At 38.9% G+C, this 17,126-nt stretch carries 19 protein-coding genes; 17 read left to right on the plus strand and 2 right to left on the minus strand.

All coding sequences use genetic code 11. The annotated features are described in order from the left end of the window. Positions 1-42 precede the first annotated feature (42 nt). The 7 genes from MHI27_RS13900 to MHI27_RS13930 all read left to right on the plus strand — a co-directional run bounded on the left by MHI27_RS13900 (position 43) and on the right by MHI27_RS13930 (position 4,252). Positions 43-555, plus strand: a complete 513-nt coding sequence (locus tag MHI27_RS13900; protein WP_405176513.1) for a TlpA family protein disulfide reductase — start codon at positions 43-45, stop codon at positions 553-555. A 22-nt stretch (positions 556-577) separates the two neighbouring features. Then, positions 578-1,294, plus strand: coding sequence for a hypothetical protein (locus tag MHI27_RS13905; RefSeq protein WP_405176514.1), 717 nt, complete (start codon positions 578-580; stop codon positions 1,292-1,294). An 11-nt stretch (positions 1,295-1,305) separates the two neighbouring features. Beyond that, positions 1,306-1,743, plus strand: coding sequence for an LPXTG cell wall anchor domain-containing protein (locus MHI27_RS13910; protein ID WP_405176515.1), 438 nt, complete (start codon positions 1,306-1,308; stop codon positions 1,741-1,743). Between the two features lie 157 nt (positions 1,744-1,900). Further along, complete coding sequence (locus tag MHI27_RS13915) at positions 1,901-2,641, plus strand: DUF5071 domain-containing protein (RefSeq protein WP_405176516.1); 741 nt, start codon at positions 1,901-1,903, stop codon at positions 2,639-2,641. Positions 2,642-2,684: 43 nt separating this feature from the next. Beyond that, the gene (locus MHI27_RS13920) at positions 2,685-3,578 is read left to right on the plus strand and encodes a PhzF family phenazine biosynthesis isomerase (protein WP_405176517.1); all 894 of its coding nucleotides are present in this window, start codon (positions 2,685-2,687) and stop codon (positions 3,576-3,578) included. After that, positions 3,569-4,003, plus strand: a complete 435-nt coding sequence (locus MHI27_RS13925) for an NUDIX hydrolase (protein WP_405176518.1) — start codon at positions 3,569-3,571, stop codon at positions 4,001-4,003. Before MHI27_RS13920 ends, MHI27_RS13925 begins: the two co-directional genes overlap by 10 nt. A 33-nt stretch (positions 4,004-4,036) precedes the next feature. Next, positions 4,037-4,252: a sulfurtransferase TusA family protein gene (locus MHI27_RS13930; RefSeq protein WP_405176519.1), complete on the plus strand. Its 216-nt coding sequence runs from the start codon at positions 4,037-4,039 to the stop codon at positions 4,250-4,252. Between the two features lie 2 nt (positions 4,253-4,254). Here the strand turns inward: MHI27_RS13930 and MHI27_RS13935 are convergent, their stop codons facing one another. Then, positions 4,255-5,139, minus strand: coding sequence for a LysR family transcriptional regulator (locus tag MHI27_RS13935; protein ID WP_405176520.1), 885 nt, complete (start codon positions 5,137-5,139; stop codon positions 4,255-4,257). A gap of 174 nt (positions 5,140-5,313) precedes the next feature. On the opposite strand from MHI27_RS13935, the gene MHI27_RS13940 reads away from it, so the two are divergent. From MHI27_RS13940 to MHI27_RS13980, 9 genes are all read left to right on the plus strand, one after another. Further along, positions 5,314-6,003 (plus strand): YeeE/YedE thiosulfate transporter family protein, encoded by a 690-nt coding sequence (locus MHI27_RS13940; protein ID WP_042187846.1) that lies wholly within the window; start codon positions 5,314-5,316, stop codon positions 6,001-6,003. A 65-nt stretch (positions 6,004-6,068) separates the two neighbouring features. Then, positions 6,069-6,296 (plus strand): sulfurtransferase TusA family protein, encoded by a 228-nt coding sequence (locus MHI27_RS13945; RefSeq protein WP_036678256.1) that lies wholly within the window; start codon positions 6,069-6,071, stop codon positions 6,294-6,296. Between the two features lie 22 nt (positions 6,297-6,318). Next, complete coding sequence (locus MHI27_RS13950; RefSeq protein ID WP_256716256.1) at positions 6,319-6,879, plus strand: YeeE/YedE thiosulfate transporter family protein; 561 nt, start codon at positions 6,319-6,321, stop codon at positions 6,877-6,879. 82 nt (positions 6,880-6,961) lie between these two features. Continuing rightward, positions 6,962-8,182, plus strand: a complete 1,221-nt coding sequence (locus tag MHI27_RS13955; protein WP_405176521.1) for an FAD-dependent oxidoreductase — start codon at positions 6,962-6,964, stop codon at positions 8,180-8,182. A gap of 263 nt (positions 8,183-8,445) precedes the next feature. Further along, the gene (locus MHI27_RS13960) at positions 8,446-9,414 is read left to right on the plus strand and encodes a sugar ABC transporter permease (RefSeq protein ID WP_042127372.1); all 969 of its coding nucleotides are present in this window, start codon (positions 8,446-8,448) and stop codon (positions 9,412-9,414) included. A gap of 29 nt (positions 9,415-9,443) precedes the next feature. Further along, positions 9,444-10,340 (plus strand): carbohydrate ABC transporter permease, encoded by an 897-nt coding sequence (locus tag MHI27_RS13965; RefSeq protein ID WP_042127373.1) that lies wholly within the window; start codon positions 9,444-9,446, stop codon positions 10,338-10,340. A gap of 72 nt (positions 10,341-10,412) precedes the next feature. After that, entirely contained in the window at positions 10,413-12,098 is a 1,686-nt protein-coding gene (locus tag MHI27_RS13970; protein WP_052404491.1) for an extracellular solute-binding protein, read from the plus strand. A gap of 168 nt (positions 12,099-12,266) precedes the next feature. Then, on the plus strand, positions 12,267-13,853 hold the full coding sequence (locus tag MHI27_RS13975) for a response regulator (RefSeq protein ID WP_042187852.1): 1,587 nt from the start codon (positions 12,267-12,269) through the stop codon (positions 13,851-13,853). 16 nt (positions 13,854-13,869) lie between these two features. Then, a complete protein-coding gene (locus tag MHI27_RS13980) occupies positions 13,870-15,618 on the plus strand; it encodes a sensor histidine kinase (protein ID WP_076286367.1) in 1,749 nt (582 codons plus the stop codon). Between the two features lie 85 nt (positions 15,619-15,703). On the opposite strand, the gene MHI27_RS13985 is transcribed toward MHI27_RS13980, so the two are convergent. Beyond that, positions 15,704-15,910: a DUF1657 domain-containing protein gene (locus MHI27_RS13985; protein WP_036678243.1), complete on the minus strand. Its 207-nt coding sequence runs from the start codon at positions 15,908-15,910 to the stop codon at positions 15,704-15,706. Between the two features lie 208 nt (positions 15,911-16,118). Here MHI27_RS13985 and MHI27_RS13990 point away from each other — a divergent pair, with 208 nt between their 5' ends. Next, positions 16,119-16,979, plus strand: a complete 861-nt coding sequence (locus tag MHI27_RS13990; RefSeq protein ID WP_042187856.1) for a DUF421 domain-containing protein — start codon at positions 16,119-16,121, stop codon at positions 16,977-16,979. Positions 16,980-17,126 lie beyond the last annotated feature (147 nt).

Raw genomic sequence — 17,126 nt, forward strand, 5'->3', positions numbered from 1 at the left:
AATGTATACTAGTCCCGAAAAAAGATGAAAAGGGTGGATCTTTTGAGAAAAAGCATCACAATAATCAGTTCACTTATATTATGTATTGCATTAAGCACTATCATTTATATCGTGGTAAACAATAATACTAAACCCACAGTTAGTCCAGAGAACATTGAATTAAAGGAGCTAATAAATTCGGATATAACACAAATCAAATTTTCGGAAAAACCAACGGTATTAGTATTTTTCACCTCTTGGTGTCCGTATTGTAATGAAGATGCTCCAAAGATTGTTTCTTTGTATGAAAAATATAAGGATAAAGTGAACATCTACGGCATTAATCCAATTTATCGTGATGATGTTTCAGAAGTTGAACAGTATGTTAAGAAATACAAAATTGATTATCCCGTACTTCTAGATGAAACAGGAGCTTTCTATAAACATTATGGGGAACCAGGTTTTCCTACATTGTACTTTATTGATTCTGAAGGGGAAGTGCTTGATCAAATTATAAGCTCAACTGATCTTGAGGTTATTGAGAGTTCGTTAAATATTCTTATAGAGTATTTTTGATAATCTAAAAGGAGCTACTGGTATGATCAAAAAAAGGAAAAAGACATTCATCATCGCCGCATTCCTATCCATCTTTTTAATGTTACTAATAGCTAGCTATATGTTAAATCCTCAACCCGTTCATGCGATGATGGTAGACTTTTCTAGTATGGAGGAACAGGATGAACAAGTTTATCTAGAACCTGACATCTCTGAGAATATTGAGTATTTGATTATAAACGATCTCGAACAATCGAAAGAAAGAATTTCAGAGATTTTTGACGAATTACATTCCACTCCAACCATGCTATTTGTTCAATCTCCTCAAGCCCTAAAGAAGTATGCTCAAAAGAATCGAACGGGACAGACTTATTATACATATTGGGGGCATTACATCGTTATTGGTCCTGATGGATTTAATGAAGATGTAATAGCTCATGAACTGCTGCATAGTGAATTAAGAACGAGATTAAAGAATAAGGACAAGGTACCTGTATGGTTTGATGAAGGGTTAGCAACCTTAGTTGATCATAGATATATAAGAAATGAAAATTTAAGCTTAGATCATATTAATGACTTAAGTAGTAGAGATGCTTTTTATGAACCCTCACAAGTAAAAGAAAATTATGAGATCGCCCATTCAGAAGTTACTAGATGGTTTGGGATCGTAGGAAAATCTGGCTTAGCAGAACTTATTGAAGGATTAAATAAAGGTGGAGCATTTAATGAACTGTATAAAGCAATAGAATCTCGTAGATAGAGGAGGTTGTAATGAAGAAGTTCATTATTGTAATTCTAGCCATTGTTGCTTTAATGCCAATGCGCTCAATGAATGCGGACTGGGCTTATTCTTTTGTTGTTTACTCAGGTGATATTTATGAAATATCCGACGACGAACTCATCCCATCGAATGAAATTGACAAGAAGATAGGGCAAGTAACACGATATTCAGACCACGAAGGAACGTATAGCGGGAACTTTTCAAATATTTACCCTAAGGGCACGCCATATTATTCAATAAAGAATATCGATCCAAAAGAAATCATTGCCATTAAGACCCACGAAGCTGAATTTGTCAAAGCCATTAATAAAGGTCAATATGCCAATGGTCAATTGGAAAGTAAAACGATCTGGATTTCTATACTAGGGTCTTTAATTATTGTGTTATTAATAATATGGATAATGAAACGAAAGAAATCTGTGCAATAGAGTTATCCGTTATGCCTTTGGGTGACAGGGTCTTTTGCTTTTTATTACCCGGTTAAAGATTTATTTATGGTGGGGGACTTGAACCAAATGGGAAATGCTGCACTACCGATTAGGTTATCCATGAAGCTTGCAATGATGACAAAATGATGATGAGAAGGTGGATGTAATAGAAAACATATCGAGTTTAATCGAAAAGTTATCATGGAATCTATCCGAAGAAGAAAAGAAAGATGTAATTAATAAGCTACAATACATAAAGGATGAAGATTTGCATTTATTAGTACAACCTATATCAAAAGACTATTGGGATGGAGCGGCTGAAACAGTCATACGTTTAGGATATCCACGTGTGAAAAGCATATTGTCGGGTTTACTTGAATGGATACAAGATATAAATTGGCCAGGTGCGGGGGAAATAGCTGTTTTTTTACTTGAAATAGGGGATCCGATGATTCCATATGTTAAAGATGTACTAAATCAACACAGTGATGATGAAGGATGGGTGTACAGGATTTTTAATGATTTAATTGATCATTGGAATACGGTACAAATCCTACAGATACAAGCAGAATTAATTAAGATTTCACAGGAAAAAGCCAATGACCTTTCGGCATTAAGAATCTTATTAACTCACGGTATATACGCAAAAGATGTGGTCTGTGAAATAATCCAGCGCAAAAAAGATGTCCTTGTATTTGAACTCAAGGAACTTCATGATACTCATCCTGAAATTGATTGTGAAGCTCTTTATAAAGAATTCTTCAATCAGCAGCCTAATGTAATTAAACAGTTTCATGAGCACAATAAAGAACGTTTTTATATATGTAATTCGATATCAAAGCGCCAAGAAGTTTTAAGAGAAATAGAAATCTTTACAGCTGAGTTTCTCACTTCATGATGTTATCAAGCTTTACTGAAATAAATTGAAAGGAGACTTATCAGTGAACAACATCAAAGTGCTTCATTATGATGCGTTTTCTCCCTATCCGAACAAAGGGAATCCTGCGGGAGTAGTGTTAGAAGCTGATCATTTAAGCGAAAGTGAAATGCAATCGATAGCTCATAAGGTAGGTTTTAACGAAACAGTTTTTGTAGTCTCATCAGATGTAGCTGATTTAAGGCTTAAGTATTTTACGCCAGGTCATGAGATCAATCTTTGTGGACATGCTACAATGGCATCTTTATTTGCTTTAAAAACAAAGGGTATCCTTGGAGAGGCTAGCTCGGTAAAGATCGAAACAAACGTGGGTGTGCTACCCATCCAATTCAGTATGGACAACAATAATCACTTACTAATAAAAATGAAGCAAGATCAACCGAAGTTTATTGAATTTAACGGCGATAGAGCAAAGCTTGCACACGCCATAGGTTTAACCCTTGACGAGATAGAAGAGGATCTGCCTATTGTTTATGGCTGTACTGGCGCATGGACTCTATTAGTCCCGATTAAGAGAATAGATAGCTTTAATAAAATGAAACCGATTAACTCGTTGTTTCCGGAGATTTTAACGCAGCTTCCAAAAGCATCTGTACACCCATTTTCACTCCAAACGCTTGATCCGCACGCTTTAATGCATGCCAGACATTTCTCATCTCCTTATTCAGGAACCGTTGAAGATCCAGTAACAGGTACAGCATCGGGAGTCATGGGGGCTTATTATTTAAAATATATTGATCCGCATTTGGACTCGATCCAATTTGTTGTAGAACAAGGACAAGAAATCGGTAGAGATGGGAAAGTAAATGTAGAAGTGTATCGATTAGATTCTGATAGAATGGATGTGTTTATTTCTGGAACTGCGGTATTTGTGGGGGAGGTAGATTTATGGAGATGATAAAATATACTCAGCTTGGAGTGTATGGAGTCTTAGTGAAGAACGATAAAGTATTACTAATTAAGAAAGCAAGAGGCCCTCATACGGGGAAGTGGGACTTTCCAGGGGGTTCTATTGGGTTTGGAGAGGAGCCGTATGAGGCCCTTAAGAGGGAGTTTTGGGAAGAGACCGGAATTACAAGTTTAAAAGGATTGCTTCATGATTCCATTTCCTATACGTTAATTTATCCATACAGTGATACCCAGTTAGAAGAGTTACATCATATAGGGATCATATATAATGTTTCATTATTAGATGTGAACTTTGAGCTTAAGACTGATGGAGACGGACAAGACTCTGATGGGGCACAGTGGATAGAAATCAAACAACTAAACAACCTTGCTTTAACCCCTTTTGTGAAGAAAATAATGCTGGGTCATTATTAGAACTTTAATGATCTATGTAATGGAGGCAGCTTCATGATTGAAATAGATTGTTTGGGTGAAATCTGCCCAGTACCAGTAATGATGTTAAAAAAACATCAAAAATCCATTCAGAAGGGTGAAAAGGTAATGTTAGTAACTGATCATAGCTGCGCGAAAGTTTCTATCACGGATTACTGTCGTGGTTCAAATTTAAAATGTTCCATTCAAGAAGTGATTAATGGAGTATGGGAAATTACGATTGAGGTTTAGGCTCAACACAAAGTATCTATTAAAGTCTTTTCAATATATCGAACTAATTGTTTCGTATCGTTGTCACAGCGCTGATTTTGTTTCTTTATCATGTAGACATCGTTATTGACCTGGAACTGATCAATAGGAATGATCTTGAGTTGTTTACTATACAACTCTTTTTTTATGGACATATAAGGGAGAAAGGCGAGACCATGTCCTCTAATGGCAGCAAGCTTTACCGCCTCAAGAGAGTCTAGATTAAAGAGTATATTTAATTTAAGCTCGCCCACTGACACGGCATTCAAAGCCCTTTGCACACAATGAAGCTGTGAGGACCAGATTAAAGGAAAATTGGGGAGCTCAGTCAATGTGATTTTATCAGGGCAAACGGTCGTATTGCTTGCCACCAACATAACTTGATCTGAAAATACCATATGTGAGCTTAATTCGGATTTTGGAGAGGGACCGGAAATAAACCCGATATCACCTTCTTCAAGAAGTAAACGTTCTTCTACTAAGGACGACGCCCCTTCATTTAAAGTGATATGGCAATTGGGAAAATGTTTTTTCACCTCATACAAGGTACAAGGGAGAGCATAATTACAGACCTCCGGAATCGCATAAATGGACAGCTCGTGTTGTGTTGGCTGTAAATGATTGATTTCTGTGATCATATCATCATACAATTTACAGATTTGCTCCACGTACTTCTCCGCAATAATCCCTGCTTCGGTTAGGCTAGCGCCTTTATTACTTCTCACAAAAAGTTCAGAACCCAGGGTATTCTCCCATGATTTCAACTGCTGACTAAGTGCGGATTGGGTGATATGAGATTTCTGAGCGGCTTTAGATATACTTTTTAACGATGCGATATCTAAAAATAATTTAAGCGTTTCCATATTCATACTTATTCCTCCTGTTGCCCGCTGTTAGTGCACACTATAGCATACTTGATTACGCTCCATCTGTGCCATTAGTAACACTTATACAGCATAAAGAAAGCAGATAACCACAGCTCATATAAGTATGTTACTATTTTCACATAGTCAATTACATAAAAACGATGGAGGTGTTAGACTATGGGGCAAACCGTAAGTCCCGAAACGAGATCAACCCGAACCAGAGCTCCTAGAAAACCTAAAAAGAGTCAGTTGCCCATCGCGTTGCTGGTCACAGCTCTCATTATTGGGTTTGGTTTTTTCCTAGACCATTCCCACGATAAAATGGTTGTCTACCTGCTTTTCGGTATTTCGTTTGGCGTTATTTTGCAAAGATCACGTTTCTGCTTTACTGCATCACTTAGAGATCCCTGTATTACAGGCAGCACATCAGTTACAAGAGCGGTTCTGATTGCTTTTTCCCTTGCAACCATCGGATTTACAGCGATTAAGTACCCAGCGTTTCTGGAAGGTAAACCGATTCCTGGGATGGATAATGTGGGTCAGATCAGCTTGGCTTTGATCATTGGTGCTGTATTATTCGGAATTGGCATGGTTATCGCGGGTGGATGCGCTTCGGGTACATTGATGCGTGTAGGTGAAGGATTCACGATGCAGATGCTTTCACTTGTGTTTTTTGTCATTGGTTCACTTTGGGGATCACATGATATGGGTTGGTGGAGAGCTAACGTTATAAAGGATGCACCAACTGTATTTTTACCAGACGTCTTTGGTTGGCTTGGAGCACTGGTTGTTCAGTTCCTGATTATTCTTCTGTTATACATTGCAGCTGTTAAATGGCAAGAGAAAAAGATGGGAAGCGCAGATTAGTTTAGATTATTACGTGAATATTTTCACTATTGGTATTCCAAAAAAATATAAAGGTGGTTTTTAAAATGGCTGAATTTACACTTGATTGCATGGGAGAAGCTTGTCCGGTTCCGTTAATGAGAACAGAAAAGAAAATGACTGAACTCAATGTAGGTGATGTACTAGTAGTAGCTATTGATCATAGCTGCGCAATGAAGAACGTTCCAGAATGGGCGAGAAAACAGGGACATAATGTGGAAATCGAAGAGGTTGATGATGGCGAGTGGGAAGTTGTTATTGAGAAGGTAAAATAGGATCGCTGAGTAGGAAAGGACGGTGAATGAAACGGTGAACGAATTCTGGTTGAAGATATCGTCTAACCGCTTTTACAAGCGCTTGCTCAAAGAACCGTTTACTTATGTAACTGGAGCTGTACTTCTCGCTGTGTTCGCTACAGCACATCTGGCTGTTTTCTCTAAAGGATGGGGAGTAACAAGCGCTTTTGCAGATTGGGGAGCTTGGTTGTATCGATTAGCAGGCGGAAATGTAGATCAATGGGCATATTTTAGTTCGGAAAAAGCACAAAAAACATTATCTTCCGGATTTTTGAATGATGGTGGTTCGATTCGAAATCTAGGGATAATATTAGGTGCTTTAGCAGCGACTTTATTTGCTTCCGAATTCAAGCTGAAGAAAATTAAGTCCAAAAAGCAGGTTGTAGCAGCGGTACTTGGTGGGTTGCTCATGGGGTACGGAGCTAGACTGGCTAATGGATGTAATATTGGTGCATTGTTTACGGCTATAGCTTCCTTATCGCTTTCAGGATGGATATTTGGATTGTTCCTGCTGGTTGGCGCATTTATAGGCAGTAAATTATTAGCCAAATTCTTTATGTAAAAGTGAAATAGGCTGAGCTTGTAGCGCTGACGAGAGTCAGCCTATTTTATTAAGGCACAGACTCACAGGAGGGACAAAAGGAATGGAAAAGAAGACAGAACAGTATGATGTCGTCATTATCGGTGGCGGGGCTGCTGGTTTAACAGCGGGAATCTATTGTGGACGTGCAAAATTAAAGACTCTTCTCTTGGAAAAATCACTGGTAGGTGGTCTTGCCACTTATACTAATGAAATAGAAAATTATCCTGGTTTTCCTGAAGGAACGACCGGTACAGACCTTATGGGATTATTTCATAAACAAGCTAAGAAATTTGGTGTGGATTTTAAAATGACAGATGTAAAATCTGTTTCGGTAGCGGAAGATATTAAGGTAGTGGAGACCTTTCGGGTTCGTTATGAGTGCAAGGTCATTATTATAGCCAGTGGGGGAAAACCAAGAATTACCGGGGCAGCTAATGAAGATATGTTCTTATATGATAAAGGAATTTCTTTCTGTGCAACCTGTGACGCTGCAGCAAATACGGGAAAGACGGTTATGGTTGTTGGCAGTGGTGATGCAGCTATTGAAGAAGGAATGTTTCTGACCAAGTTTGCAGATAAAGTAATCGTTTCTGTTATGCATGATCATGGGAAAATGGATTGTAATGAAATTGCCAAAACGCAGGCACTAGAAAACCCTAAAATGGAATTCATGTGGAATACGGTGGTAAGTTCTTTCGAAGGTGAGGAACGTTTGAATTCCGTCGTCCTGAAAAATTTAAAATCTAATGAACTGCAAAACGTAAAGGTTGATTCATGTTTCTTATTTATTGGATATACCCCGAACACAGAAATTTTATCAGATGTAGTTGAGTTGAATCGAAATGGATATGTCCTAGTCAATGAAAAAATGGAAACAAATATACCTGGTGTGTTCGCAGCAGGCGATGTATGTGATAAGTTCCTTAAGCAAGTGGCTACAGCTGTCGGTGATGGTGCCATTGCAGGGTATGGTGCAGAGAAGTATATCTCTGAATGTGAGACCTATGAGCATCAAATTCTAAATCAAGGAAAACCATCCGTTGTTTATTTATGGAATGCAACTGATCCTTCTTGCCGGGAGCTATTACCACTCTTTGAGGCGTTTGAACAATCCCATACTGAGATCAGGGTCACAAAGGTAGATGTATATAAGTCACCCGGACTTGCTGCCAAGCTAGGAATAGATTCAGTTCCTTCTATTGTTTATCTAGATGATGGAAAGATCCAAAGAGTAATTACAGACAAGATAAGTGATAACATATTGAATGCTCTAACGAATTGATGGAAAAGCCCTATGCAGATATCTCTGCATAGGGCTTTTTTTAATTATGCTTTTATTAAATTGGACGAGCTATTTCAAGAAAGTGTCAAAGTATCAATAATAGTTGTTTTGTCATATACCTTTGAAAGCGCTTAGATATTAAGATTAATTCATAAGATAGCAAATCAACGGAGGGAGAGTAGAGGAGAACCAAGGCTGCAAAAAGAGAGAAAGCCATGAAAGATGCTTTATTTATAAGAATCTAGGTTTAGGAGGACTTACATATGGCGAACGCAAGCGTCGCACCAGACAAGACATCAAGACCGAATCTCGGCAAGCATCGGACCAGCGGGATAAGACGCTTTTTTAAGCAAATAGATCTGCAGCTTATGGTATTGCCAGCACTTGTTTTAGTTTTTATTTTTGCCTATATCCCCATGTACGGTATTCTAATCGCTTTTCAAGATTACAAGTTAGGTAATAGCTTTATTAGCAGTGATTGGGTTGGATTAAAGCACTTTATTTACTTCTTTAATGCTCCTGAATTTGAAGTGGTTATGAAAAATACAATCATAATCAGCTTACTGAAGTTCTGTTTTGGATTTCCTGCACCGATTATTTTGGCGTTAATGCTGAACGAAGTTCGTAAGATGTTCTTTAAACGGGTTATTCAGACCGTTACATACTTGCCTCACTTCTTATCGTGGGTGGTTATCGGCTCGATGGTTACCTCGATGCTATCCGTAGATAATGGCAGTATAAATATGCTGCTTGAGAAATTGAGATTTATCGATGAACCGATTAACTTCCTGTCTATGACCGAATATTTCTGGGGCATTTTAGTTACAACCAATGTGTGGAAGGAAATTGGATTTGCCTCGATCGTTTACTTAGCTGCCATTGCTGGTATTGATCCGCACTTATACGAAGCCGCTTCGATGGATGGTGCGAGTCGCTTTAAACAGATATATTTGATTACGTTGCCTTCCATTATGCCAGTTGTGATCATCTTTATGATTCTGGCAATCGGTAATCTGGTGAATGCAGGATTTGAAGATATTTTGATCCTTGCTTCCAATCCGGCTCTACGAGAGGTATCAGATTCAGTTGATGTATATGTTGTACGTGTCGGTATAGATAACTTCAGGTACTCCTATGCGACTGCTATCGGATTGTTCAAGGCCGTTATCAGTGTGACATTACTTACCTTTGCAAATTTCATTGCCAGAAGAGCGGGAAACAGCTTGTGGTAATGAATTACTCAATATAGGGGGACTGAATTATGAAACGTACTAACATAGGAGACCGATTGTTTATTGGATTCATATATGTATTCTTGACCTTACTGGCATTCTCCGCGTTTTATCCATTTTGGAATTCACTTGTGATTTCTTTTAATGAGGGGATGGATACTTCCAAAGGCGGAATTACTTTCTGGGTCCGTGAGTTCACGCTTGAGAATTATAAGATCGTATTTGAAGATTCTCGTTTAATGGGTGGATTCGTCATTGCAACATTGCGGACGGTAATTGGTACAGTAACAGCGATATTGGCCACTTCGATATTTGCTTATGGGATGTCGAAGCGCGAACTAATGGGTCGCAAATATTACATGATTATGTGTATCATTACAATGTATTTCGGTGGGGGACTCATTCCGTCATACATGCTTATCAGAAGTTTAGGCCTCTTCAACTCATTTTGGGTGTTTATTATTCCTGCACTTGTCAGCGTATGGAATATGATCATATTCCGGACCTTCTTCCAAGGTCTTCCGCAAGGTTTAGAGGAGTCAGCAAAGATTGATGGCTGCGGATACTGGGGAACTTTTCTCCGAATCGTACTTCCCTTGTCAGGGCCTGTCATCGCAACATTATCATTGTTCACAGCAGTCAATCACTGGAATGAGTGGTTCGTAGCGAGTATTTACATTACGAAAGAGGAGTTAATGCCGATTCAGACCATCTTGAGACAGATATTGTTCTCTAATATTGCTTCAGAACAGCTGTCTAATGTAGATGCAAGTTCCATTGCTCATATTAACTCAGCCAAGAAAATAACGTCGAAGTCATTAACGATGGCTACGATCATGGTTGCAACCATTCCGATTGTATGTGTATACCCATTCCTACAAAGATTCTTCGTTAAAGGTGTCTTGGTCGGATCATTGAAAGAGTAGGATGATAGAATGAGATGGGGTTTAGAGCGTATTGCTTTGAACATAGATTACAAATTGAAAGGGGAAAATACATTGAAGACTAAGAGAAAGATGCTTCTCGGAACGTTGTCTACCTTGCTATTGTCGACTGTGGTGGCGGGTTGTGGTGGCAACAATTCAAGCGCTCCAGCTGCAACTGCTGAACCAGTGAAAGAAGGAGGAACAGCGGTTAACACAGCAACTGAAGCTCCAGCGGCTGATTTGTATGAGTTAGGGAAAGAACCGCTTGAAGTATCATTCTACGGAAACTACGGCTGGTATCAAATGCCGAAATGGGGCAAAGATGCTGCTTCTAAATGGATTTTAGATAATTTGAAAATCAATGTCACTGGAATTAGCTCTGGTGGTAATAATGCTCAGAAGCTGCAAACGATGATCGTTGGTAATGAGCTGCCGGATATTGTATGGACTGAGAAAGGTGCTGACGTAGAGCGTCTTCGTCAAGCGGATATGCTAGTTCCTTTGGATGAATACATTGATAAATATCCAAACTTTAAAAAGTACTTAACAGCTGGACATTTGGAATTGCTTCGTTCTCCTGATGGTAAAATCTATCAGCTGCCGAATTATTATACAACACAACCAAACGGTAATGCCGGTTATGCGATCAATAAGAAAATTTACAAAGAACTCGGTTCTCCTAAGCTAGAGACTACGGATGATTTGTATGCTTACTTAAATGCTGTTAAAGCGAAGTTCCCAGATGTTATTCCGTTTGAGACTGGCTTAGCGAAAGATGGTAACGGTATTGACCAGTTGTTCTCCTCTTTTAAAGAGAATAACCTTTCGTATACTAGAATATATGCTGTACCTGATGGCGACAAAATGGCTTCCATTTACAAAGATGAAGGGTTCCGTGAGTCCGTTGTCTTTGGTGCTAAATTAATGCGTGAGAAGCTTATGACACAGGATGCGAATACCCAAACAGAAGACCAAATTAGAGAGAAAGCGATGAATGGCAAGTTCGCTGTGATTGCGACATTCGATCCGATGAAGTTGCTGGCTACTGCTGATGAAGAGATGAAGAAGAAAAATCCGGAAGATGGTTATATGTTTATTAAACCAATCTACAAACCGGGCTTGGATCAAAGTAAAATCACACCGGGAACGTACAATCAGTTAGGATGGAACGTTGCTACAATCACTAAAAACGCTAAAAATCCAGAAGCTGTATTCGCAATGCTTGATTGGATGACAGGTGCAGAAGGTTCTATGGTTCTGAACTGGGGCCCTCCAGGACCAGACGCTTACTGGGATGGATTTGAAGCAGATGGACTTACTCCTAAATTTAATAAAGATAAATATCTAAATGAGCCAGAAGCATTGTCTGAAATCAGCGGTAAGGCTGGTGACTTGGTTTGGGTAGGAAACACGGTTTTCTTGGATAATACCAAGAAAATGATGTTGCAAACCCTTCCAGCTGATAAGATCGACTTTAGTAACCGTTGGCAGATGGAAGTAACGTGGGCTTCACAAGGCGACTTTACGGAGTTCCTAAACTGGGATCCGGCTCCAGACAGTGAAGAAGGTATTATCAGACAAAGCGTTAGAGATATCTGGCTAACTGCAAGAGCGAAATCAATGTATGCGAAGACCGATGCAGAAGCATTAGCCATTCTTGACAAAGCACATGATGATTCCATGAAGGTTGGTTATGAGAAATTCCTTGATTATGTTACAAAAGTATGGACAGAAAACAAGAAAGCTTTAGGAAAATAATAATTAGTAATACGAAGGTTTGCTACTAGGCAAGCCTTCGTTTTTACGTTGTATTCTGATGATTCATTGTTTATAGGCTGTTAGACAAATTTATGAATGGTATACTGGGAAAGAGTAGTGGTAGAATTTACAGGGACAGATTTATGCATTTCAAAGGGGGACTTGTTGATGTACAACGTATTATTAGTAGACGATGAGATGCTGGATCTAGAAGGTATGAGACAATTTATTCCTTGGAATGAGCTTGGTATGGAAGTTGTGGAGGCAGCAAATAACGCGTTTACCGCGTGCGATATTTTAGATCAGCATGTTATTGATATTATCGTAAGCGATGTGAATATGCCGAATATGTCGGGCCTTGAGCTGGCTCGAATTGCCATAGAGAAAAAAAAGGATATACGCGTGATATTTGTAAGCGGTTACCAAGATTTTAGCTATGTTAAGCAAGCACTGTCACTAAAGGCGTATAGCTACGTCCTTAAGCCAATGGATGATAGTGAACTCATTGCTGCACTTCAGAAAGTAAGGCAGGATTTAGACGATGAACGTAAACGCCGTGATGTTGAAGAAGCCTATCAGCATATGATTCCAATGGCCAAAAATGATTTGTTGATACGCTTATTCGAAGGGGAATGGGAAGGGGAAGAGGGTAGCCAGGCCGGAATGTTGTCGCTTGTGAAGTCATACGGTCTGGATAAGCTGAATTGGCCTGTTCGTGTAGCTGTCTTGGAGCTTGACTACTTCAACTGGCTTCAAGGACAGGATAATCTATCTAAACATCAAATGGCTAAGGACTTCCTTTATGAAGTGAATAGAATAGGTCAGAAGCACGGAATGCCACATTGCTACAAGGTATCGTCCTATCGGATTGCATTATTGATTAACGAACAGGAAATGGAAAAGTTCACTGAGGATATTTACGCCTCGATTCGTGCGAAGTTTCCAGTCACAATGACTGTAGGTGTAGGCAAACCAACATTTTCTATGGAACAGATTCATATCTCCTATCGACAAGCTATGGAAGCTGTGGACGGAAAAATGTTTATTGGCAAAGGCAATCTTATAATGTATGAGACCGTTAGCAGTGAACCAGGGATGATCGATGCTCGTATGTTAGATACCCGTATGGATACGCTGTTTAAAGCGGTGAAAGAGTATGAGTTAGTACTTATTTATGATGAGATCGACAAGTTATTCCGCTCTGTGAGTAGTTTAAGGTCCAAATTCACTATTCATAATCTGGCAATGTATATCATTTGGAAGCTGGATCAGCAGTTAAAGGATGTTAGTGAGGATTTATTTGAAATTTTAGGTATGGAAATACATAGTTTAGATGTTTTACATCAATTCGATACGATCAGTGATATTCGCTCGTGGCTCGTGCTCAAAACGTTTGAGATCTCCGAGTACCTGCGTAGTAAATCAGATTCAGTGAACCATAAATTGATTAGAGAAATCATCCAAACGATGCAGGACAGAATGAGCGATAACTTTACGCTTAAAGATATTGCGCAGCAGTTCTCTTTCTCCCCTAACTATTTGGGCTATCTATTCAAAGAGGAAACTGGGAAAACGTTCAGTGAAGTACTTACACAGCTTCGAATGGATCAAGCAGGCAAGCTTTTAAAAGATCCGACCTGCAAAATCTATGAAATCGCTAGCAAGGTAGGCTATCGGTATCTCCCTTATTTCAGCAGACAGTTCAAAGAGGCTTATGGTATGACACCTATGGAGTATCGTAAGCGCGACAAGTGATGGGGGATGATGTTCTATGAAAATACGAAGAAGACATAAGTATGTGCCGATTGGGTATAAGTTAATGCTGACGTATATGTTTTTTATTATTATTCCTATATCCTTGATAGGGTTCGTCTCTCATTCCATGTATAATGATTCATTACGCGAACATATCAATACGAATATTAAGGGAACGTTATTGCAGATTCGTGACAATATTGATTATAAAATGGACGAAGTTACTCGAATATCAACGCAATTATACAGTGATTTTGATTTTTATCGGAATCTTCGGAGTTATGAGGAAGGCTGGGAAAATTACGATCGGATGTCTAAGAAGGTGCTGCCGAAGCTTGACGTAGCTATTCAATCTACAGGTGTGAAGATAGGGATGTCTCTATTCTTAAAGAATGAATCGATCCCTGAGATCTATTCGAATTCACTTGAGGGCTATTTGGATAATAGTAGCTTTTATCATCTCTACCACATGAAACGGATTGAAGGTAAGTCCTGGTATTATGATTTTCCAACTGAAAAATACGCTGAAACTATGAAATGGTGGCAGATCGAGAGCGATGTAGAGAATAATCGTATCTCGTTGCTCCGTAGACTAATTGATACATACGAGCCTCTTAAGCCTAAAGAGATAGGATTCCTGCGGATTAATGTAAGGATTCCAGATCTATTTGACAGTGTCAATTATACGAAGATAGGAAAAGGAAGTAATTTAATTATAAAGAACGAATTTGGAAGAACGATGTATCAATCGGGTGAACTACCGGAGAACTATACTAATGAAGCCGAACTAAATAAGGATTACCTGACGATTAAAGAAACGATTATGGTTGCTAACCAAGCATGGCAATTAATCGCGCTTGTTCCGATTGCAATCCTTGAAAAAGATGCAATGAAGGTACGTTTGTTTATTATTTTAATGTGCCTCATATGCTGTGTGGTTTTTAGCTTTGTAGGCATATTTATATCCCGTTATTTTTCGATTCGGATTAATAAGTTCGTATATGTGCTTAATGCCTATAGGGAAGGTGATCTTCACAAGCGTATTAAATATCGAGGGAAGGATGAATTCTCTCAGATAGCAACCGCGCTGAATGATATGGGTGAAAATATTGATATGTTGATTAAAGAGGTATATCTGACTCAGCTCCAGAAGAAGGAAGCGGAGCTTGAAATCCTACAATCGCAAATCAACCCACATTTCCTGTACAATACTTTGTCGTCTATAATTCAATTAGCAAAGTTTGGTCAAAATGAGAAGCTGCAGAAGATGGTACTGGAATTAGCGAAGTTTTATCGTTTAACACTTAATGAAGGCCGTACGATGATTCCGGTTCCAACTGAAATTGAGCAAGCAAACGCCTATTTAGAAATCCAGAAAATTAAATATGGTGACCGCTTGGAGGTTATGTTTGATTTTGATACAGAGATCTGGCCTTATGAAACCATTAAACTGATTCTACAACCCTTTATCGAGAACGTGCTGAAGCATGCTTGGTGCGGCGATCACATCCATTTACGGATTGTAGGCCGTAAGGAAGGCGATAATATACTCTTCCGTATCATTGACGATGGTATAGGCATCAGACAAGAGCGTATTGATCAAATTTTTGATTCTAAGGGACATACAAATACAGGTTATGGCGTCCGTAATGTGGATCAACGGATTAAACTGCAATATGGACCTGAGTATGGCGTAAGTATTTTTAGTCGTGTGGGAATTGGAACATCGGTTCAGATCCTGATTCCTGCCAAAAAAAGAAAGTAAGCGTTATTGCAGTGATGATATAAAGAAGGGGTCATTAAGCTAGTTATCGCTAGCTTAATGACCCCTTTGATTGTTCATGTGAAAGTTAGAAACCTTTGTATTGAGGTTCTTCTGACTCTAATTCGGTTACCCGATTTTCAACCTGTGTAACGATTTGTTGCGTTTGCTCAGCTGCATTTGTGAATAAAGTTTTTGCACTTTCGTTTTGTGTTTCAAGTGCAAATTGCTCCAAGCTCGCTTGAGCACCTTTTAAAGAAGATAAACATGTTTTAACTTGTGAGGCTACTGTCATTAGGTTTCTCTCCTCTGTTTTAAGTTTCTAGCATGACGTTTCCTATTGTCCTCAACCGTTACTTTAGTTATGCAGGAAAAAAATACAAGCTTTACACGTTAACCGATTTCCATAAATAAGTAGTCTAATTCAGGATTGAATGGACCTTTTTTGACAAATAATGAGTGTTACTAAACAAGTGTTGATTTAAAAAAGGAGGAAAATTGTGATGCCGGAGTGGTTGGAGGTTGTAGTACGAACACTCTTTGCTGTGGTTGTGCTTTTCTTTTTAACTAAATTACTGGGGAAGAGACAAGTATCGCAGCTTTCGTTCTTCGAGTATATTACGGGGATAACCGTCGGCAGCTTAGCCGCCTATATTTCTTTGGATACGGATAAGTATTGGCATTTAGGACTCATTGCACTGATTGTATGGGTCGCTTGTTCTTTAGGAATTGAATGGCTTCAGATGAAGAGTAAAAAAGCAAGAGACTTCATTGACTTTAAGTCCACCGTTCTTATAAAGGACGGGAAAATACTCGAAGATCATATGAAAAAGGAACGTTTAACAACAGATGAATTATTGGAAGAGCTACGTAAAAAGGATGTATTCAATATATCTGAAGTGGAATTTGCGATTATGGAGTCTGATGGAGCGATTAATGTTCTGCTTAAGAAGGAGTATCTCCCTCTATCGGCAAAAGACCTGGGTGTGAAGGTTGCCCCACAGAAAGAGTCACAAGCCGTCATTATGGATGGAAAAGTATTAGATAAACCGTTAGACACCTTAAATCTGACTCGCAGCTGGCTTGATGGAGCGCTAGAGAAAATGGGGCTAACCGTCGAGAATGTATTTCTCGCTCAAGTTGATTCTTATGGAGAGCTGACGGTCGATTTGTATGCCGACAACTTTAAAGTTCCACAGCCACAAGATAAACCACAATTATATGCTTTACTAAAAAAATGTGAAGCGGATCTGGAAATGTTCAGTTTGTCGACAGAAAATGAAAAAGCTAAAAAAATGTACGAACAATGCTCAGAGCAATTGCAAGCATCTTTGAAAGTGCTAAAGCCTTTAATCCAAAGTTGATGGGCTAACAAACCTCATACCTAAAAGAAGAAAGAACCGGTTTTTCGCATCGGTTCTTTTTTTCGTATACAGCTAAATGGAATAGGGAGTATAAACCTCGTAAACAATTGGCAAACTAAGCCAGATTCGCAAGTCACAACCCAGGAG

The organism is Paenibacillus sp. FSL H8-0261, assembly GCF_045040645.1.
Lineage (GTDB): Bacteria > Bacillota > Bacilli > Paenibacillales > Paenibacillaceae > Paenibacillus_AQ.

Coding starts and splice junctions, on each gene's coding strand:
- MHI27_RS13980 (WP_076286367.1), top strand. CDS start 13,870: ATGAAAATACGAAGAAGACATAAGTATGTGCCGATTGGGTATAAGTTA.
- MHI27_RS13935 (WP_405176520.1), bottom strand. CDS start 5,139: ATGAATATGGAAACGCTTAAATTATTTTTAGATATCGCATCGTTAAAA.
- MHI27_RS13910 (WP_405176515.1), top strand. CDS start 1,306: ATGAAGAAGTTCATTATTGTAATTCTAGCCATTGTTGCTTTAATGCCA.
- MHI27_RS13945 (WP_036678256.1), top strand. CDS start 6,069: ATGGCTGAATTTACACTTGATTGCATGGGAGAAGCTTGTCCGGTTCCG.
- MHI27_RS13990 (WP_042187856.1), top strand. CDS start 16,119: ATGCCGGAGTGGTTGGAGGTTGTAGTACGAACACTCTTTGCTGTGGTT.
- MHI27_RS13925 (WP_405176518.1), top strand. CDS start 3,569: ATGGAGATGATAAAATATACTCAGCTTGGAGTGTATGGAGTCTTAGTG.
- MHI27_RS13975 (WP_042187852.1), top strand. CDS start 12,267: ATGTACAACGTATTATTAGTAGACGATGAGATGCTGGATCTAGAAGGT.
- MHI27_RS13930 (WP_405176519.1), top strand. CDS start 4,037: ATGATTGAAATAGATTGTTTGGGTGAAATCTGCCCAGTACCAGTAATG.
- MHI27_RS13960 (WP_042127372.1), top strand. CDS start 8,446: ATGGCGAACGCAAGCGTCGCACCAGACAAGACATCAAGACCGAATCTC.
- MHI27_RS13940 (WP_042187846.1), top strand. CDS start 5,314: ATGGGGCAAACCGTAAGTCCCGAAACGAGATCAACCCGAACCAGAGCT.
- MHI27_RS13955 (WP_405176521.1), top strand. CDS start 6,962: ATGGAAAAGAAGACAGAACAGTATGATGTCGTCATTATCGGTGGCGGG.
- MHI27_RS13965 (WP_042127373.1), top strand. CDS start 9,444: ATGAAACGTACTAACATAGGAGACCGATTGTTTATTGGATTCATATAT.
- MHI27_RS13985 (WP_036678243.1), bottom strand. CDS start 15,910: ATGACAGTAGCCTCACAAGTTAAAACATGTTTATCTTCTTTAAAAGGT.
- MHI27_RS13905 (WP_405176514.1), top strand. CDS start 578: ATGATCAAAAAAAGGAAAAAGACATTCATCATCGCCGCATTCCTATCC.